The organism is Streptomyces mabaensis (genome assembly GCF_053763515.1).
Genome location: NZ_JBSOPZ010000008.1, coordinates 76076 through 91765, shown reverse-complemented (window position 1 = coordinate 91765; position 15690 = coordinate 76076). Strand labels below are relative to the sequence as shown.

18 protein-coding genes are annotated in these 15690 nt (G+C 71.3%); 5 read left to right on the top strand and 13 right to left on the bottom strand.

The genetic code is table 11. The annotated features are described in order from the left end of the window. The first annotated feature begins 124 nt into the window (after positions 1–124). A complete protein-coding gene (locus ACWV17_RS09285) occupies positions 125–1048 on the top strand; it encodes a CAP domain-containing protein (RefSeq protein WP_455359264.1) in 924 nt (307 codons plus the stop codon). Between the two features lie 37 nt (positions 1049–1085). On the opposite strand, the gene ACWV17_RS09280 is transcribed toward ACWV17_RS09285, so the two are convergent. Beyond that, the gene (locus tag ACWV17_RS09280) at positions 1086–1679 is read right to left on the bottom strand and encodes a flavodoxin family protein (RefSeq protein ID WP_455359263.1); all 594 of its coding nucleotides are present in this window, start codon (positions 1677–1679) and stop codon (positions 1086–1088) included. A gap of 123 nt (positions 1680–1802) precedes the next feature. On the opposite strand from ACWV17_RS09280, the gene ACWV17_RS09275 reads away from it, so the two are divergent. Continuing rightward, the gene (locus ACWV17_RS09275) at positions 1803–2186 is read left to right on the top strand and encodes a winged helix-turn-helix transcriptional regulator (protein ID WP_455359262.1); all 384 of its coding nucleotides are present in this window, start codon (positions 1803–1805) and stop codon (positions 2184–2186) included. Here ACWV17_RS09275 and mutM read toward each other — a convergent pair. The 9 genes from mutM to ACWV17_RS09230 form a co-directional block, all read right to left on the bottom strand. Next, positions 2159–3019 carry a bifunctional DNA-formamidopyrimidine glycosylase/DNA-(apurinic or apyrimidinic site) lyase gene (gene mutM / locus ACWV17_RS09270; protein WP_455359261.1) on the bottom strand — a complete coding sequence of 287 codons (861 nt, stop codon included), beginning with the start codon at positions 3017–3019 and terminating at the stop codon, positions 2159–2161. The genes ACWV17_RS09275 and mutM overlap by 28 nt on opposite strands. A 58-nt stretch (positions 3020–3077) precedes the next feature. Further along, the gene (gene rnc / locus ACWV17_RS09265; protein WP_455355596.1) at positions 3078–3908 is read right to left on the bottom strand and encodes a ribonuclease III; all 831 of its coding nucleotides are present in this window, start codon (positions 3906–3908) and stop codon (positions 3078–3080) included. Positions 3909–3927: 19 nt separating this feature from the next. Next, a complete protein-coding gene (gene rpmF / locus ACWV17_RS09260) occupies positions 3928–4101 on the bottom strand; it encodes a 50S ribosomal protein L32 (RefSeq protein WP_026165248.1) in 174 nt (57 codons plus the stop codon). Positions 4102–4103: 2 nt separating this feature from the next. Further along, positions 4104–4760, bottom strand: coding sequence for a YceD family protein (locus ACWV17_RS09255; RefSeq protein WP_455355670.1), 657 nt, complete (start codon positions 4758–4760; stop codon positions 4104–4106). 150 nt (positions 4761–4910) lie between these two features. After that, positions 4911–5987, bottom strand: coding sequence for an ATP synthase F0 subunit B (locus ACWV17_RS09250; protein ID WP_455359260.1), 1077 nt, complete (start codon positions 5985–5987; stop codon positions 4911–4913). Between the two features lie 96 nt (positions 5988–6083). Continuing rightward, positions 6084–6563, bottom strand: a complete 480-nt coding sequence (gene coaD / locus ACWV17_RS09245) for a pantetheine-phosphate adenylyltransferase (RefSeq protein ID WP_455355669.1) — start codon at positions 6561–6563, stop codon at positions 6084–6086. Between the two features lie 26 nt (positions 6564–6589). Next, entirely contained in the window at positions 6590–7174 is a 585-nt protein-coding gene (gene rsmD / locus ACWV17_RS09240; protein WP_455355594.1) for a 16S rRNA (guanine(966)-N(2))-methyltransferase RsmD, read from the bottom strand. A gap of 93 nt (positions 7175–7267) precedes the next feature. Beyond that, positions 7268–9457 carry an ATP-dependent DNA helicase RecG gene (recG, locus tag ACWV17_RS09235; RefSeq protein ID WP_455359259.1) on the bottom strand — a complete coding sequence of 730 codons (2190 nt, stop codon included), beginning with the start codon at positions 9455–9457 and terminating at the stop codon, positions 7268–7270. Between the two features lie 52 nt (positions 9458–9509). After that, a complete protein-coding gene (locus ACWV17_RS09230; protein WP_455359258.1) occupies positions 9510–11207 on the bottom strand; it encodes a DAK2 domain-containing protein in 1698 nt (565 codons plus the stop codon). Between the two features lie 148 nt (positions 11208–11355). Here ACWV17_RS09230 and rpmB point away from each other — a divergent pair, with 148 nt between their 5' ends. After that, a complete protein-coding gene (gene rpmB, locus ACWV17_RS09225) occupies positions 11356–11541 on the top strand; it encodes a 50S ribosomal protein L28 (protein ID WP_003951095.1) in 186 nt (61 codons plus the stop codon). Positions 11542–11638: 97 nt separating this feature from the next. Here rpmB and thiD read toward each other — a convergent pair whose 3' ends face one another. Together thiD and ACWV17_RS09215 are read right to left on the bottom strand one after the other, a co-directional pair. After that, positions 11639–12448 (bottom strand): bifunctional hydroxymethylpyrimidine kinase/phosphomethylpyrimidine kinase, encoded by an 810-nt coding sequence (thiD, locus tag ACWV17_RS09220; protein ID WP_455359257.1) that lies wholly within the window; start codon positions 12446–12448, stop codon positions 11639–11641. Between the two features lie 10 nt (positions 12449–12458). Then, positions 12459–13430: a thiamine-phosphate kinase gene (locus tag ACWV17_RS09215; RefSeq protein ID WP_455355591.1), complete on the bottom strand. Its 972-nt coding sequence runs from the start codon at positions 13428–13430 to the stop codon at positions 12459–12461. 296 nt (positions 13431–13726) lie between these two features. Between ACWV17_RS09215 and ACWV17_RS09210 the strand changes: the two genes are divergently transcribed. Then, the gene (locus ACWV17_RS09210; protein ID WP_254369568.1) at positions 13727–13960 is read left to right on the top strand and encodes an Lrp/AsnC family transcriptional regulator; all 234 of its coding nucleotides are present in this window, start codon (positions 13727–13729) and stop codon (positions 13958–13960) included. A gap of 20 nt (positions 13961–13980) precedes the next feature. After that, positions 13981–14469, top strand: coding sequence for a DUF3515 domain-containing protein (locus ACWV17_RS09205; RefSeq protein WP_455355590.1), 489 nt, complete (start codon positions 13981–13983; stop codon positions 14467–14469). A gap of 32 nt (positions 14470–14501) precedes the next feature. Here ACWV17_RS09205 and ACWV17_RS09200 read toward each other — a convergent pair whose 3' ends face one another. Continuing rightward, positions 14502–15656, bottom strand: a complete 1155-nt coding sequence (locus tag ACWV17_RS09200; protein WP_455359256.1) for a D-alanine--D-alanine ligase family protein — start codon at positions 15654–15656, stop codon at positions 14502–14504. Positions 15657–15690 lie beyond the last annotated feature (34 nt).

Sequence of the window (15690 nt, the reverse complement as noted above, 5' to 3'; positions counted from 1 at the left end):
CGATTGCTTTCGGAGCACTTCCCACACGAGCCTCATGGCGTAAGGTCCCGGCTCAATGAGTCTCACTCGATTGGGTGAGTCAGGTTGATACCGGTTGATACCGATCGCTAGGAAGGCACAGCGCATGGGACGCCATCGACGCTCAGCCGCCGGGCCCGCCGCGGACGACCACGCGGCAGCCACGGCCGGCCGGCACCGGGGTGCCGCACGCCGCAAGAAGGCCACACCCGTGCGCACCGGACTGCTCGGCGCCTCCGCGGCGATGGCGCTCGGCGCCGTGGCCGTCGCCTCCGGACTGGTGCCGGTGGGTGACAACTACACCCTCGGCGGCAGCAGCGACTCCGGCCGCGTACGCGCCGGAAGCCCGAGCGACCTCGCCTCCCAGCAGGGCGGCGTCCGGGACCTCCCCTCCGAGCGCCCCTCGGCCGCCGCCGAGCCCAGCCGGACCCCCTCGGCCTCGGCGACGCCGAAGCCGACCCCGAGCAAGGCCTCGCCGAAGCCGAAGCCGACCCCGAGCAAGGCCTCCCCCGCACCGGCGAAGACGAAGCCGCAGGCCGACAAGCCCGCCGAGAAGCCCGCGGCGAAGCAGACGCCGACACCGGAGCGCACGACTCCGAAGGCCCCGTCCCCCTCCCGCAAGCCGGTCGCGCCGCCGGTCCGGGTGCCGGGCGAGAGCGCGGCGGAGGCGGCGGTCCTCACCCTGGTCAACCAGGAGCGCGCCCAGGCGGGCTGCCGTCCGCTGAAGGCCGACCCGGAGCTGGCCGGCCTGGCCGGCGACTTCAGCGAGGACATGGCCGAGCGCGGCTTCTTCGACCACACGGACCCGGACGGTGCGACCCCCTGGGACCGCGCCGCGAAGGCCGGCGTCACCGGCCTGGGCGCCGAGAACATCGCCCGCGGCCAGGCCGACGCCAAGGCCGTGATGGACGGCTGGATGAACAGCCCGGGCCACCGGGCGAACATTCTCAACTGCGACTACAAGACCCTGGGTGTCGGCGCCCACTTCGCGCCGGGCGGCCCCTGGTGGACGCAGGACTTCGGCTTCTGAACCGGCCGCGGGCCGCGGGTCGGCCCGGTCGGCCCGGTCAGCCCGCTACCGACGCGCGGCCCGCGGTGAAGATCCGGGCCGTCTCGGTGACGCGGCGGCCGAGGTGTTCCGCCGTCGCGATGTCCGCCTTGTGTACGCCCTCCGGGCCCTCGTCCGCGTTGGTCTGAGCCGCCGCGCCGGAGAAGAAGCCGAGGCGGTTCAAGTCGTGCTCGGAGCCGTCGGTGGTGTTCCAGCCCGGCTTCAGGCCGAGGTTCACCCAGTGCATGCCGTGCTGGGCGGCGAGCGTCTGGAAGAACTGCAGCGTGTGCAGCTTGTCGCCGCTCTTGGAGCCGGAGTTGGAGAAGCCGGCGGCCAGCTTGTCCTTCCAGGCGTCGGTGAACCAGCGCTTTGAGGTGTCCTCGGCGAAGCGGTGGAAGGCCCCGGAGGCCGTACCCATGTAGGTGGGCGAGCCGAAGATGATCGCGTCGGAGGCGTCGAGCAGCTCCCACTGGGCTTCGTCGATCTCGTCGACCTTGATCAGGTGGACGGTGGCACCGGCGTCGAGCGCCCCGGCGCGGACAGCCTCGGCGACGACGGCGGTGTGGCCGTAGCCGGAGTGGTAGGCGATCGAGACAACGGGCGTGGTCGTCATGGTGGGGCTCCTCGGAAGCGGTGCGCCGTAAGCGGGTGCCTCGGCGTCGGTGCATCCAGCGAAACACTAACTTTCAGAAAGCGCAATCTCAGGGTTAGCGCTGTGCCCAGGTATGGTGGCCTCATGGACCCCACCGACGGCGTCGCCTTCGACGTGTTCTCCAAGCTCTGTCCCTCCCGGGGGACGCTGGAGCACGTCACCGGGCGCTGGGGCAGCCTCACGCTGACCGCGCTGTACGACGGCACGCACCGCTTCAACGAACTGCGGCGCCGCGTCGACGGGGTGAGCGAGAAGATGCTGTCGCAGACCCTGCAGGCGCTGGAGCGCGACGGACTGGTGCACCGCGACGCCCGGCCGACCAACCCGCCGCACGTGGACTACGCACTCACCCCGCTGGGCCGCGAGGTGGCCGAACGGCTGCTCGGCCTCATCCACTTCGTCGAGGAACGGATGCCGGCCGTCCTGGAGGCACGCGAGAGTTACGACGAGGCGCGCGGGGGCCGCTGACAGCGCGGGCAGAAATAACTGGAGCGGTTCATCCACGGACGGCGGCGCATCGGAGTACCGCAGCGGCGGCACGGCTCGTCCTCGCGTCCATAGGCGTCGAGTGAACGGTCGAAGTACCCCGATTCGCCGTTCACGTTGACGTACAGGCTGTCGAAACTGGTCCCGCCGACCGCGAGGGCCGCGTTCATCACGTCCCGCACATGCCCGAGGAGTTCGGCGCTCCGGGGCCGGGTGAGGGACGCGGTCGGGCGTTCGTAGTGCAGCCTGGCGCGCCAGAGCGCCTCGTCCGCGTAGATGTTGCCGACCCCGCTGATCAGCGACTGGTCGAGCAGGGCACGCTTGATCGTCGTACGGCGCAGCCGCAGCGCGGTGTGGTACGCCGCCTCGTCGAACTCGGGGTCCAGCGGATCCCGCGCGATGTGCGCGATGACGTCCGGAAGCCCGTCAGGGGTGTTCTCGTGCAGGGACAGCCCGCCGAAGGTGCGCTGGTCCACGAAGCGCAGCTCGGTTCCCAGGGCGTCGGCGAAACGGAACCGGATCCGGAGGTGCTTCTCGTCGGCGGCGTCCTGCGGCTGGACCAGGAGCTGTCCGCTCATGCCGAGGTGGCCGAGTACGGAGAAGTCCCGGTCCTCCAGCGGCAGCCAGAGGTACTTGCCGCGGCGGCGCGCGACCCCGAACCGGTGGCCCTGGAGGCTGGCCGCGAAGTCCTCGGCACCCGCCGGATGCCGGCGTACGGCACGCGGGTGCAGCACCTGCACCTCGGCGACGGTACGCCCGGCGACCCAGCGTTCGAGGCCCCGTCGCACGACTTCGACCTCGGGCAGCTCGGGCACGTGCGGTCTCCTCCGGAGGGATGGCTATGGGGGTTATGAGCCGGTGAAAACCGAGCGGTCAGGCCCTGGCCGCGTCCGGAGCGGGGGACGCGATGTCCTCCTCCTCCGGGGTGGCCTCGGCGGCGATCTCCTCGGCCTTGGCCTCGGCGGCCAGCCGCTCGTCCGCTGCCGCGCGGATGGCGCGCCACGCGGACTCTGCCGCCTGCTGTTCCGCTTCCTTCTTGCTGCGGCCGGTGCCGGTGCCGTACGAGACACCACCGACGCGGGCGGCAGCAGTGAAGGTCTTCTCGTGGTCCGGGCCCGTCTCGGTGACCAGGTACTCGGGAACCCCGAGGCCCTCGCTCGCGGTGAGTTCCTGGAGGCTGGTCTTCCAGTCCAGTCCCGCACCGAGGTTCGAGGACTTCTCGATCAGCGGATCGAAGAGCCGGTGCACCAGCTCCGAGGCCGCGTCGAGGCCCTGGTCGAGATAGACCGCGCCGATCACCGCTTCAAGGGTGTCGGCGAGGATGGATGCCTTGTCCCGGCCGCCCGTGCCCTCTTCGCCCCGGCCGAGCCGGATGAAGGAGCCGAGTTCGAGGCCACGGCCGACCTCCGCCAGTGCACGCGAGTTGACCACCGCGGCCCGCAACTTGGCCAGCTGGCCTTCGGGCAGGTCGGGGTGGGTCCGGTACAGCGTGTCCGTGACCACCAGGCCGAGCACGGAGTCCCCGAGGAACTCCAGCCGCTCGTTGGTGGGCAGACCGCCGTTCTCGTACGCGTACGAACGGTGGGTCAGCGCACGCACCAGAAGGGCGGACTCGAGCTGATACCCGAGCCGCCCTTCCAGAAGCGTGTGGGACGAGGCTGCGTTGTTCGTGTCTGTCTGCTGCTTGTCGGCCAGTTCAGACATAGCGCCTCTCACCTGCCGCTCAGACCTCGAGGACCTGGCGCTTGTTGTAGGTGCCGCAGCTGGGGCACGCGATGTGCTGCTGCTTCGGCTCCTGGCAACGCTCACACGAAACCAGGGTGGGGACCGCAGCCTTCCACTGCGACCGGCGGTGGCGCGTGTTGCTGCGCGACATCTTCCGCTTCGGAACAGCCACGGCTACTTCTCCTGCTTCTCGGCGGCGCTCTGCACGTCAGATGCTGTGCCGCTCATGTTGTCCTTCTCGCCGTCCTGGATGGTCCCGGCGAGTCCCTGCAGTGCCGCCCAACGGATGTCGACGGCGTCGTGGTGGTGGTCCGGGTTGTCGTTCAGCCCGACTCCGCATTCGGAGCACAGACCGAGACAGTCCTCCCGGCACACCGGCTGCAGCGGCAGTGCGAGCACCACCGCGTCACGCAGCACAGGTTCGAGGTCGAACAAGCCGTCCTCGAGGAAGAGCCTGTCCTCGTCGTCCTCGGCGTCGACGTTGTCCTTGTCGGGGTGCGCTTTGGGGCGGCCCCGGTCGTCGGCGTCAGGGTACGAGAACATCTCCTGGAAGTCCGCTTCGAGCTCCTGCTCCAGCGGCTCCAGACACCTTACGCACTCCCCCTGGGCCGTCGCACGGGCGGTGCCTGTGACAAGCACCCCTTCCATGACCGACTCCAGGCGGAGGTCGAGCTCCACCGGCGCGCCTTCCGGCACTCCGATGACCCCGTCGAGACCGAAGTCCTTCGGGGCGGCGACCTCGCGGGACAGCCGCTGAAGAGCACCAGGACGCCGGCCCAGCTCGTGCGTGTCGAACACGAGGGGGTTGCGGTGGTCGAGGCGGGTGTTCAGGGTCGTTCCTGCTTTCGGATCGCTGTGGGGGTGGCCGCCGCGCGGTCCGATCACCAGACGGGCAGCCGAGATCGCGGACGTACTCGCGACCGAAGAGCCAGGATACTGGACGCGTCGCCCAGGGCCCAATCCGGGCGGTCGGCCCCTGGTCTAGCGCCCCTGCTCGTACTCGCGCAGCTGGTCGAGGTTGATCATGCTCGTGTCGAAGAGGCTGGTCTCGTCGAGCGACGCGGCCTGCTGCGGGGCCTGCGGGGCCTGCTGCGGCTGTTGCGCGTACCCGTGGTCGTACGCCTGCTGCTGATAGGCGGCATACGGATCGTGCTCGGACTGCTGGGGCTGCTGGTACCCGTAGGGGTCCTGCTGCGCGTACGCCGGCTGCTGCTGGTAGCCGTACGGGTCCTGCTGGGGCTGCTGGGGCTGATGCGGCTGCTGGTACCCGTACGCGTCCTGCTGCCGGGCGTATGCCGGCTGCTGCTGGACGGGGATCGCGGGCTGCGGCTCCGCCAGGTCCGCGAGGAAGTCCGCGTCGCTGCCGTGCTGCTGCGGGCCCGCGCCGTCCTGCGCGGCCATGTGCGCGCCGAGATCGTCGCTGGCCACCCGGCCGAGCAGTTTCAGCCGGCCGCGGCCGACCGCGGCGAGGGTCTTGGAGAGCACGGCCTCGAACGCGCCCAGCTTGGCGTCGACGTACTCGTCGGCCCGCTGCCGCAGCGTCTCGGGGTCCTGGCTGCGCTCGGGCGCCTCCGCGTAGTCCGGGTCCGCGTACCCGTCCTGGTCCAGGCCCGGCGCCCGGCCGAGGAGCTTCTCGCGGCCGCGGTCCACCGAGCCGATCGTCTTGGTGAGGACGACCTCGAAGTTCGCCAGCTTGCTGTCGACGTAGTCGTCGGCCTCGGCGCGGATCTCCTCGGCCTCCCGGCGGGCCTCGGACAGGATGCGGTCGGCCTCCTCCTGGGACTGCCGGGCTACCTCGGTGTCCGAGATCAGCGAACCGCGCTGGGCGTGGGCCGACTCGATGATCCGCTCGGCCTCCTGGCGGGCCTGCTCGACCAGCTGCTCCCGGCCGCCGATCAGTTCCTGGGCCTGGGCGAGGGAGCCGGGCAGGGCCTGGCGGACCTCTTCCAGCATGGCGAGCAGCTCGGCACGGTTGACCACGCACGACGCCGACATGGGCATGGACCGGGCACTGCCCACCGCCTCGACGATCTCGTCGAGCTTCTTCTGCACGTCCACCTGTGCTCGCCACTCTCTACCTGGATCGGAGACGGACGGGACGACTGTACGGCCAGTCGGCGCCAGTCCGACACCGGGTGACGGGCAGTCAGTACGTCACTTCCGGCCGAGCCGCTCCACCAGGGCCTCGTGCACCACCGGGGGCAGCAGGTGGGCGACGTCGCCGCCCCACGCGGCGACCTCCTTGACCAGGCTGGAGGAGAGGAAGCTGTAGGTCGGGTTGGTCGGGACGAACAGGGTCTCGACACCCGAGAGCCCGATGTTCATCTGGGCCATCTGCAGCTCGTAGTCGAAGTCGCTGACGGCCCGCAGGCCCTTGACGATGGCGGGGATGTCGCGCTGCTTGCAGAAGTCGACGAGAAGGCCGTGGAAGGCCTCCACCTCGACGTTGCCGTAGTCGGCGGTGACCTGGCGGATCAGCTCGATCCGCTCCTCGATGGTGAAGAGGCCCTGCTTCGACTGGTTGATCATCACGGCCACGTGTACGACGTCGTACAGCTTGGAGGCGCGGGAAATGATGTCGAGGTGTCCATTGGTGATGGGGTCGAACGACCCCGGACAGACGGCGCGGCGCAACTGAACTCCCTCGCTCTCCGGTCCGGTCATGGTGAGTCTTCGCACGTTGAGGCGGCGCGACCGTACCAAAACGTGCCCTCGCCGTAACGACGGGACCGCAACGGCTCGAAGCCCTCGGGCCAACGGAATTCGCCGCCTCTGGTGCTGCGCTCCACGGTGACGAGCGCATCGCCCGTGAGCCAGCCCTGCGAGCGGAGTGTGAGCAGTATCTCGCCAAGATCGTCGTCCGTGACGACGTACGGCGGATCGAGGAAAACCACGTCGTACGGGGCACTGGGCGCCGGACCCGACACAATCTGCTCCGCTTTGCCCGCCCTGACCTCGGCGCCGGGCAGGCCGACCGCGCGGACGTTGTCCCGGATGGTGCGCGCCGCCCGGCCGTCCGCCTCGACAAGCAGGGCGTGCTCGGCGCCCCGGGACAGCGCCTCCAGGCCGACGGCGCCCGATCCACCGTACAGATCGAGCACCCGTGCGCCGGCCAGCGAGCCGAGCAGGGACTCCCAGGTGGAGAACAGCCCCTCGCGCGCCCGGTCGGAGGTGGGGCGGGTGCCGTTGCCCGGCGGAACGGCGAGGCGGCGTCCACCGGCCGCGCCGGCGATCACGCGGGTCATCTGAGTCTGAAGTCCTTCGGGACGGGGGCGGTCATTGCCTGCTTGATTGCTTAAACGATAGGCCGTCGGCCTGCGCGCGACTCCCCGGCCGTCTCAGCCCTTCTCCAGGTACTGCTCGCGTTCGGTGTCCAGCAGGGCGTCCAAGGCGGTGCGCAGTTCCGGGAGCTTCTCCAGTCCGGGGTCGGCGGAGACGATCGCGACCGCTTCCTGACGGGCCTCGGCGATGATCTCCTCGTCCTCGATGACCGCGAGCATCCGCAGCGAGGACCGCACGCCCGACTGGGCCTGGCCCAGCACATCGCCCTCGCGGCGCTGTTCCAGGTCGATCCGGGACAGCTCGAAGCCGTCGAGCGTGGCGGCCACCGCGTTCAGCCGGGCCCTGGCCGGGCTCGCCTCCGGCATCTCGCTCACCAGCAGGCACAGGCCGGGGGCCGAGCCGCGGCCCACCCGGCCGCGCAGCTGGTGCAGCTGGGACACCCCGAAGCGGTCGGCGTCCATGATCACCATGACGGTGGCGTTGGGGACGTTCACCCCGACCTCGATGACGGTCGTGGCGACCAGGACATGCACCTCGCCGGCCGCGAAGCGGCGCATCACGTCGTCCTTGTCGTCGGGCTGCATCCGGCCGTGCAGGATCTCCACCCGCAGCCCCTTCAGGGGGCCCGAGGCGATCTGCTCGGCGATCTCCAGCACCGCGAGCGGCGGGCGCTTCTCGGCCTCGTCCTCCGGCGACGGGTCCTTCTTCCGGGGCTCGTCCTCGCCGTCCCCGATGCGCGGGCACACCACGTACGCCTGGTGGCCCTTCTCCACCTCCTCGCGCACCCGTTCCCAGGTGCGCGCGAGGAAGTGCGGCTTGTCCCTGGCCGGTACGACATGGCTGGCGATCGGCGAGCGGCCGGCCGGCAGCTGGTCCAGTACCGACGTCTCCAGGTCGCCGAAGACTGTCATCGCGACCGTGCGCGGGATGGGCGTCGCCGTCATGACCAGCAGGTGGGGCGGCTGCTTGCCCTTCGAGCGCAGGGCGTCGCGCTGTTCCACGCCGAAGCGGTGCTGCTCGTCGACCACGACCAGGCCGAGGTCGTGGAACTGGACCTTGTCCTCGATGAGGGCGTGGGTGCCGATGACGATCCCGGCTTCACCGGTGACCAGGTCGAGCAGGGCCCGGCGGCGCGCGGCTGCCCCCATCGATCCGGTGAGCAGTACCACCTTGGTGCCCTCCTCGGACCCGCCGAGCATTCCGCCCTCGGCCAGCTCCCCCATCATCTCGGTCACCGAGCGGTGGTGCTGCTGGGCGAGCACCTCGGTGGGCGCGAGCATCGCCGCCTGGCCGCCGGCGTCCACGACCGCGAGCATCGCGCGCAGCGCGACGAGGGTCTTGCCCGAGCCGACCTCGCCCTGGAGGAGGCGGTGCATGGGGTGCTCGGTGGCGAGGTCCGTGAAGATCTCGGCGGTGACCTGCCGCTGGCCCTCGGTGAGGGTGAACGGCAGCTTGGCGTCGAAGGCGTCGAGCAGCCCGCCCCGGACCGGTTTCCTTGCGACCGCGGGCAGTTGGGTGTCCGCGTACCGGCGCCGGGCCAGCGCGACCTGGAGGACGAACGCCTCGTCCCACTTGAGGCGGTCCCGCGCACCGGCGATGTCGGCCTTCGTCCGCGGCCGGTGGATCGCCTGCAACGCGTCGGGCAGCGTGGCCAGGCCGCGGCCGTCGCGCAGCGAGGGCGGCAGCGGGTCGACGGCCTCCCGGGCGCGGGGCAGCACCGCGTCCACGGCCTTGGAGATCTTCCACGACTCCAGCTGCTTGCAGGCCGGGTAGATCGGGATCAGCTGGTTGGCGAAGGCGTCCACCGCGTCCTCGGCGCTCGCGGTTCCCAGCGGCTCGTACGCGGGGTGGGCGAGCTGCAGCTTGCGGTTGAACATGGACACCTTGCCGGCGAACATGGCGCGGCTGCCGGGCAGCAGTTCCTTGTGGGGCTTGTGGATCCCCTTGCCGAAGAAGACCAGTTGCAGCCGGCCGCTGCCGTCGGTGATGGTCACTTCGAGCCGCTGCCCGCGGCCCTGGTTGAACTTCAGTACGCGGGCGTCCGCGACCTGCGCGACGACGGTGACGTGCTCGTCCAGAGGCAGCTCGGAGAGCGGCGTGAGCTCGCCCCGCTCGGCGTACCGCCGCGGGTAGTGGTGCAGGAGGTCGCCGACCGTGTGCAGGTCGAGGTGCTCGGCCATCACCTTGGCGGTGGCGGGGCCGAGCGTCTTCTTCAGAGGTTCGTCGAGCGCGGACACGCGATCCATTGCACACCATGCCACTGACACACGGAGCGGATGCCGTGCGGACCCGGCGCGGTCATTCCACGCCGATCAGCAGCGGGGCCGCGTGGCAGCCGCCCGGGTAGACCACCGTGTCCACCGCGAGGTGGCCGTCCCGTACGTACGCCTCCAGGTGGTCCGCGAAGGCTTCCGGTACGTCCGCGCCGACGACCAGGGTGACCAGTTCGCCGCCGGCCGCCAGCATGCGGTCCAGCACCGTTTCGGCCGTGGCGGTCAGGTCGGAGCCGATCACCGCCACGTCGCCGTCGATCAGGCCGAGCACGTCCCCGGCCTGGCAGACGCCCGCCATGGTCCACGACTGCCGTTCGGCGACGGCCAGTTCGGCGTAGCGGGTGGCGCCCGCGGCGGCCGTCATCGCCACCACGTCCTCGTCGAAGCGGCGGTCCGGTTCGTGGACGGCGAGGGCCGCGAGGCCCTGCACCGCGGAGCGCGTGGGGATGAGGGCGACACGTACCCCTTCGGTGCGGGCCTGCTCCGCGGCCGCCGCGGCGGTGTGGCGCAGTTCGGCGTCGTTCGGCAGGAGCACGACCTCGCGGGCGTGCGCGCGGCGGATCGCGTCGACCAGTTCGCCGCTGGCCGGCGGCTCCCCGGGGCGCGCGAGTACCGTCGTCGCGCCGGCCTCGGCGCACAGCCCGGCCAGGCCCTGGCCGGGGACGACCGAGACGACCGCACGCTGCACCTGCTCGGGCGGCGCGGGCTGGCGGTCGCCGAAGTGGGTGATCCGGATGCGGTACGGCCGGCCGGCCTCGACGCCGGCCTCCACGGCGGCGCCCGCGTCATCGACATGGACGTGTACGTTCCACAGCCCGTCGCCGCCGACGACGACGAGAGAGTCGCCCAGGGCGTCCAGCCGGGTGCGCAGCCGCGCGACGGCCGCGTCGTCCGCCTCAAGCAGGTAGATCACCTCGAACGCGGGCCCGTCGCCGAGGTGCTCCGGAGCGCCGTCGGGGGCGCAGTCGAGCGCCACCGGGTGCGCGTGCGGCGCGCGTTCCGCCGGAGCCTCCCCGCAGAGGACCTCGACCAGCGCCGCGAGCACGGCGAGCAGTCCGCGGCCGCCCGCGTCGACGACGCCCGCGCGCCCGAGCACCGCCAGCTGCCCGGGGGTCGCGTCCAGCGCGACGCACGCCCCGTCGTAGGCCGCGCGCGCCACCGCGGCGCAGTCCCCCGAGGCCCGCTCCGCCGCGTCGGCGGCGGCGGTGGCCACGGTGAGCACCGTGCCCTCGACGGGGTGGGCCACCGCGTCGTAGGCCGACTCGGCGGCCCGGCGCAGGGCGGGGGCGAGCCCGGCGTCCGTCAGTACCTCGGCCATGCCGCGCAGCAGCTGGGCCAGGATCGTGCCGGAGTTGCCCCGGGCGCCGATGAGCGCGCCGTGCGCCATCGCGCGTACGGCGTCGTTCAGTGAGGGGACCGAGCCGTCCGCGACGGCCTCGTGGGCGGCGAACACCGCCTCCACCGCCTGGGTCGCGGACTCGACGGTCATGTACAGGTTGGTGCCGGTGTCCCCGTCCGCGACCGGGTAGACGTTGATCGCGTCGATCTCCTCGCGGGCCCGGCCCAGTGCCGTCAACGCCCGTGAACTCCAGCTGCGCACCGCGTCGGCGTCGAGGGTGGGCGGCGTGTGCGGCACCTGGCGTCCTCCTATGGGCGGCGGGGATTGCACCGCAGGGTAACGACGGGGCGGGGGACCGTCCGGGGCGGGGGGCGTGGCAGCCATGGTAGTTTCGTTGAACGGGAGCAGGCGTTGTATGCTGCTCCGGTTGCCCGACGAGAGTCGGGCCATTCCCCCCGGCAAGCCACCGATCTTCAGATCCCGGCGCGCCGGGAATTCACTGTAAGTGCATCTGAAGTCTTTGGAGTGACCCGTGGCTGCCAACTGCGACGTTTGCGGCAAGGGGCCGAGCTTCGGCAACAACATTTCGCACTCGCACCGCCGTACGTCCCGTCGCTGGAACCCCAACATCCAGCGCGTGCGTGCCGTGGTCGGTCGGACGCCGAAGCGGCTCAACGTCTGCACCTCGTGCATCAAGGCCGGCAAGGTCTCGCGCTGACGGTCTCGTCGTAGCGCAGCCCTTCTGGTTGCCTGGAAAGCCGGTCCACCTCGGTGGACCGGCTTTTTGCCGTGCCTGGACCGGCATGACGCCGTACTCAGACGGCTCGGCGCAGGCGCCAGGCGTGGTCCACCGGACCGATGCCGCCGCCCAGCGGGAATCCCGCCGCGATGGCGCCCGTGACGTACTCCTTGGCCGCCGTGACCGCCTCCGGCACCCCCAGCCCCTTCGCCAGGCCCGACGCGACCGCGCTCGCCAGCGTGCAGCCGGTGCCGTGCGTGTGCCGGTTGTCGTGCCGGGGTGCGCGCAGCCAGTGCTCCTCGCTGCCGTCGGTGAGCAGGTCCACGGCGTCGCCGCTGAGATGGCCGCCCTTGATCAGCGCCCACCGCGGCCCGAAGTCCAGTACTGCGTCGGCGGCCCGGCGCATGTCTGCCTCCGACCCGACCCGCACGCCGGTCAACTGGGCGACCTCGTCCAGGTTGGGGGTGGCCACGGTGGCGTTCGGCAGGAGCTTGGTCCGTACGGAATCGAGCGCGGACGCCGCCAGCAGCGGATCGCCGTGCTTGGAGACGCCCACCGGGTCCACGACGACCGGGGCGTCGGTGCCCGCCAGCAGCCCGGCCACCGTCTCGACCAGCATGGCGGAGGACAGCATTCCGGTCTTGACCGCCTGTACGCCGATGTCGTCGACGACGGCGCGGTACTGGGCCTCGACCGCCTCGGCCGGCAGCTCCCACGCGCCCCGGACGCCGAGGGAGTTCTGCGCGGTCACCGCGGTGAGCACACTCATGCCGTGCACGCCGAGCGCCAGCATGGTCTTGAGGTCGGCCTGGATGCCCGCACCGCCGCCGGAGTCGGAGCCGGCGACGGTGAGGACACGGGGAGGCACGCGCGGAGGTATCGGCATGCCCCCGAATCTACTTGCCGTCCTCGATGTCCCCGAAGTGGTCCCAGCCGCCCTTGCTGGTCCAGGGAGCGCCGTCGACCGTCACCTGGGGCAGCGCCGAGGGGTTGAGGACCTCGCCGATCACCTTCCAGCGAGCCGGCAGCTTCACGTCGGGCGGGAACGTCGCCACGATCGCGTGGTCCTCTCCCCCGGTGAGCACCCACTGCAACGGGTCGACGCCGACGGCCTGGCCGATGTCGTTCATCTGCGTGGGGATGTCGATGGCGCCCGAGCGCAGGTCGATCCGGACCTTGCTGGCCTCGGCGATGTGCCCGAGGTCGGCCACGAGTCCGTCGCTGACGTCGGTCATGGCGGTGGCGCCGAGCCCGGCGGCGGCGGGGCCCGCGTGGTACGGCGGTTCCGGGCGCCGGTGGGCCTCGACGAACGCCCGCGGGGAGCGGAAGCCGCGCGAGAGCACCGCGTATCCGGCGGCCGACCAGCCCAGCCAGCCGGTCACGGCGACCACGTCGCCCGGCTGGGCCCCGGCACGGGTGACCGGTTCGTGATTGCGCAGGTCGCCAAGGGCGGTGATGGAGACGGTGATCGTCTCGCCGCGTACGACATCGCCGCCGACCACGGCCGCCCCGGCGACCTGGCACTCGTCCCGGATGCCGTCCATCAGCTCGGTGGGCCAGGTCACGGGGAGTTCCGCAGGCACGACGAGGCCGAGGAGCAGTGCGGTCGGCACCGCGCCCATGGCGGCGATGTCGGCCAGGTTCTGGGCGGCGGCCTTGCGGCCGACGTCGTACGCGGTGGACCAGTCGCGGCGGAAGTGCCGTCCTTCGAGCAGGATGTCCGTGCTCGCCACGACCCTGCGGTCCGGTGCGGCCACGACCGCGGCGTCGTCGCCGGGCCCCAGTCGTACCGCCGGGGTGGTCGTGAGCCGGGAGGTGAGCTCTCTGATGAGCCCGAACTCCCCCAGCTCCCCCACAGTTCCCTTCACCGAGTCCTACCTCTCATCGCTGTGCCGGACGCCCCCGGCATCCCTGCTTGTCCGGCCGGGGGTCCGGGGGTTGCCCCCGGGAAGACGCAGCATCGGTGTGCCTCTTCTGCCCCAGTGCGCTTGCGGTCGCGAGCCGTCACTGCTGTAGGTACCGTCAACGTGTACGTCAACTTGTGTTCTCCGGACGCCGCACTGCGTGCGTCCCTCGCCCCGCAGGTCTCCCCGCTGCCCTCGGCGACGCGATACGGTGGCGTCTCTTCTCCCCACATGATCCTCGTGGCCGCCCTGGAGGTTCCGTGGTACAGGCGTACATCCTTATTCAGACCGAGGTGGGCAAGGCGTCGACCGTCGCCGAGACCATCGGCAAGATCCCGGGGGTGATTCAGGCCGAGGACGTGACCGGTCCCTACGACGTCATCGTGCGCGCCCAGGCCGAGACCGTCGACGCGCTCGGTCGCATGGTGGTCGCCAAGGTCCAGCAAGTGGACGGCATCACCCGCACCCTGACCTGCCCGGTCGTACATCTCTAGCCCCCGTCTACTCTGGGCCGGTGACACCTTCACGCCACCGTCTCCCGCGCCGCCCCCACCGCTGTCTGCCCGCTGCCGTCGTGCTGTTGGCCGTCGCGGGCTGCTCCTCCACGGACGGCAGCGCGGTCCCGGCGGTTCCCAGCCCGGACGCGGAAGCCGCCAAGATCTGCCGTGCGCTGGACAAGGAGCTGCCGGAGACCGTCGCCGGTCTCGAGCGGAACGATCCCGGGCCCGGCTCCGAACTGACCGCCGCATGGGGAGACGGGGCGATCGTACTGCGCTGTGGGGTCCCCCGCCCCGAGAGGATGAGCGACCCCGGGGCGAAGGGGGTCGAGGCGAACGGCGTCAACTGGCTGCTGGAGGAGCGCCGGGGCGACGGGCCCCGGTTCACCACCACGTACCGCAAGGCGTATGTGGAGGTCTCGATGTCCGTGAAGTACGCCCATGACGCCACCCCGCTCACGGCCTTCGCGGGCCCCGTCGAGAAGACGGTGCCCGCGAGCCTCTGACGCCTCCGTGTACTCAGGCGCTGACCGGCCGTCTAGCGCAGGCCCGTCGGCCGGCGCATCGCCGCCTGGATCAGCCGGTCCACCAGCTCCGGGTAGCTCACGCCGGTCTCCTCCCACATCCGCGGGTACATGGAGATCGGGGTGAAGCCCGGCATGGTGTTGATCTCGTTGATCACGAACTCGCCGTTGTCCTGCAGGAAGAAGTCCGCGCGGACCAGGCCCTCGCACGAGGCGGCCTCGAACGCCGCGATCGCGAGCCGCTGCACCTCGGCGGTGGCCTCGTCGCCGATCGGCGCGGGCACGAGGCCGGACGCCGAGTCGATGTACTTGGCCTCGAAGTCGTAGAAGTCGTGGCTCGTGACCGGCGGGATCTCGGCCGGCACGCTGGCGCGCGGACCGTCCTCGAACTCCAGCACGCCGCACTCGATCTCACGCCCGCGCAGCAGCGACTCGACGAGGACCTTGGGGTCGTGGCGCTGTGCCTCCTCGATCGCCTCGTCGAGGCCGGACAGGTCGTCGACCTTGGTGATGCCCATCGAGGACCCGCCGCGCGCGGGCTTGATGAACAGCGGCCAGCCGTGCTCGCCCGCGAAGTCCACGATCTTCTTCCGGGCCGCGGCGGGGTCGTTCTGCCACTCGCGGGGGCGGATCACCTCGTACGGGCCGACCGGCAGCCCGAAGGAGATGAACACCCGCTTCATGTACTCCTTGTCCTGGCCGACGGCCGAGGCGAGCACACCGGAGCCGACGTACGGGACGCCGGAGAGTTCCAGCAGCCCCTGCAGGGTGCCGTCCTCCCCGTACGGGCCGTGCAGCATCGGGAAGACCACGTCGACCTCGCCCAGCGCCTTGGGCACGGAGCCCGGCTCGGCGTAGACGACCTCGCGGTTGGCCGGGTCGACGGGGAGCACCACGCCCCCCTCGGCGGATTCCGCGAGCTCCTCGACGTTCGGCAGCCGGCGGTCGGCGATGGCCATCCGCTCGGGCTCGTCGGCGGTCAGCGCCCAGCGGCCGTCCGTGGTGATGCCGATGGGCAGCACCTCGTACTTCGTCCGGTCGATGGCGCGCAGGACCGCGCCGGCCGTGACGACCGAGATGGCGTGTTCGGAGCTACGACCGCCGAACACGACGGCGACGCGTGGCTTGCGCGACTGCTCAGGGGTCTGGGGGGAGTTCTCGCTGCTCATATCGCGATGAGACTACCCGGTGGTCGCGGACAAG

What these genes read in the sequence shown, in the direction of transcription:
- ACWV17_RS09200 (WP_455359256.1), bottom strand. Translation starts at nt 15,656, where the DNA reads ATGAGCAGCGAGAACTCCCCCCAGACCCCTGAGCAGTCGCGCAAGCCA.
- rsmD (WP_455355594.1), bottom strand. Translation starts at nt 7,174, where the DNA reads ATGACCCGCGTGATCGCCGGCGCGGCCGGTGGACGCCGCCTCGCCGTT.
- ACWV17_RS09275 (WP_455359262.1), top strand. Translation starts at nt 1,803, where the DNA reads ATGGACCCCACCGACGGCGTCGCCTTCGACGTGTTCTCCAAGCTCTGT.
- ACWV17_RS09285 (WP_455359264.1), top strand. Translation starts at nt 125, where the DNA reads ATGGGACGCCATCGACGCTCAGCCGCCGGGCCCGCCGCGGACGACCAC.
- recG (WP_455359259.1), bottom strand. Translation starts at nt 9,457, where the DNA reads ATGGATCGCGTGTCCGCGCTCGACGAACCTCTGAAGAAGACGCTCGGC.
- ACWV17_RS09230 (WP_455359258.1), bottom strand. Translation starts at nt 11,207, where the DNA reads ATGGCTGCCACGCCCCCCGCCCCGGACGGTCCCCCGCCCCGTCGTTAC.
- thiD (WP_455359257.1), bottom strand. Translation starts at nt 12,448, where the DNA reads ATGCCGATACCTCCGCGCGTGCCTCCCCGTGTCCTCACCGTCGCCGGC.
- rnc (WP_455355596.1), bottom strand. Translation starts at nt 3,908, where the DNA reads ATGTCTGAACTGGCCGACAAGCAGCAGACAGACACGAACAACGCAGCC.
- ACWV17_RS09280 (WP_455359263.1), bottom strand. Translation starts at nt 1,679, where the DNA reads ATGACGACCACGCCCGTTGTCTCGATCGCCTACCACTCCGGCTACGGC.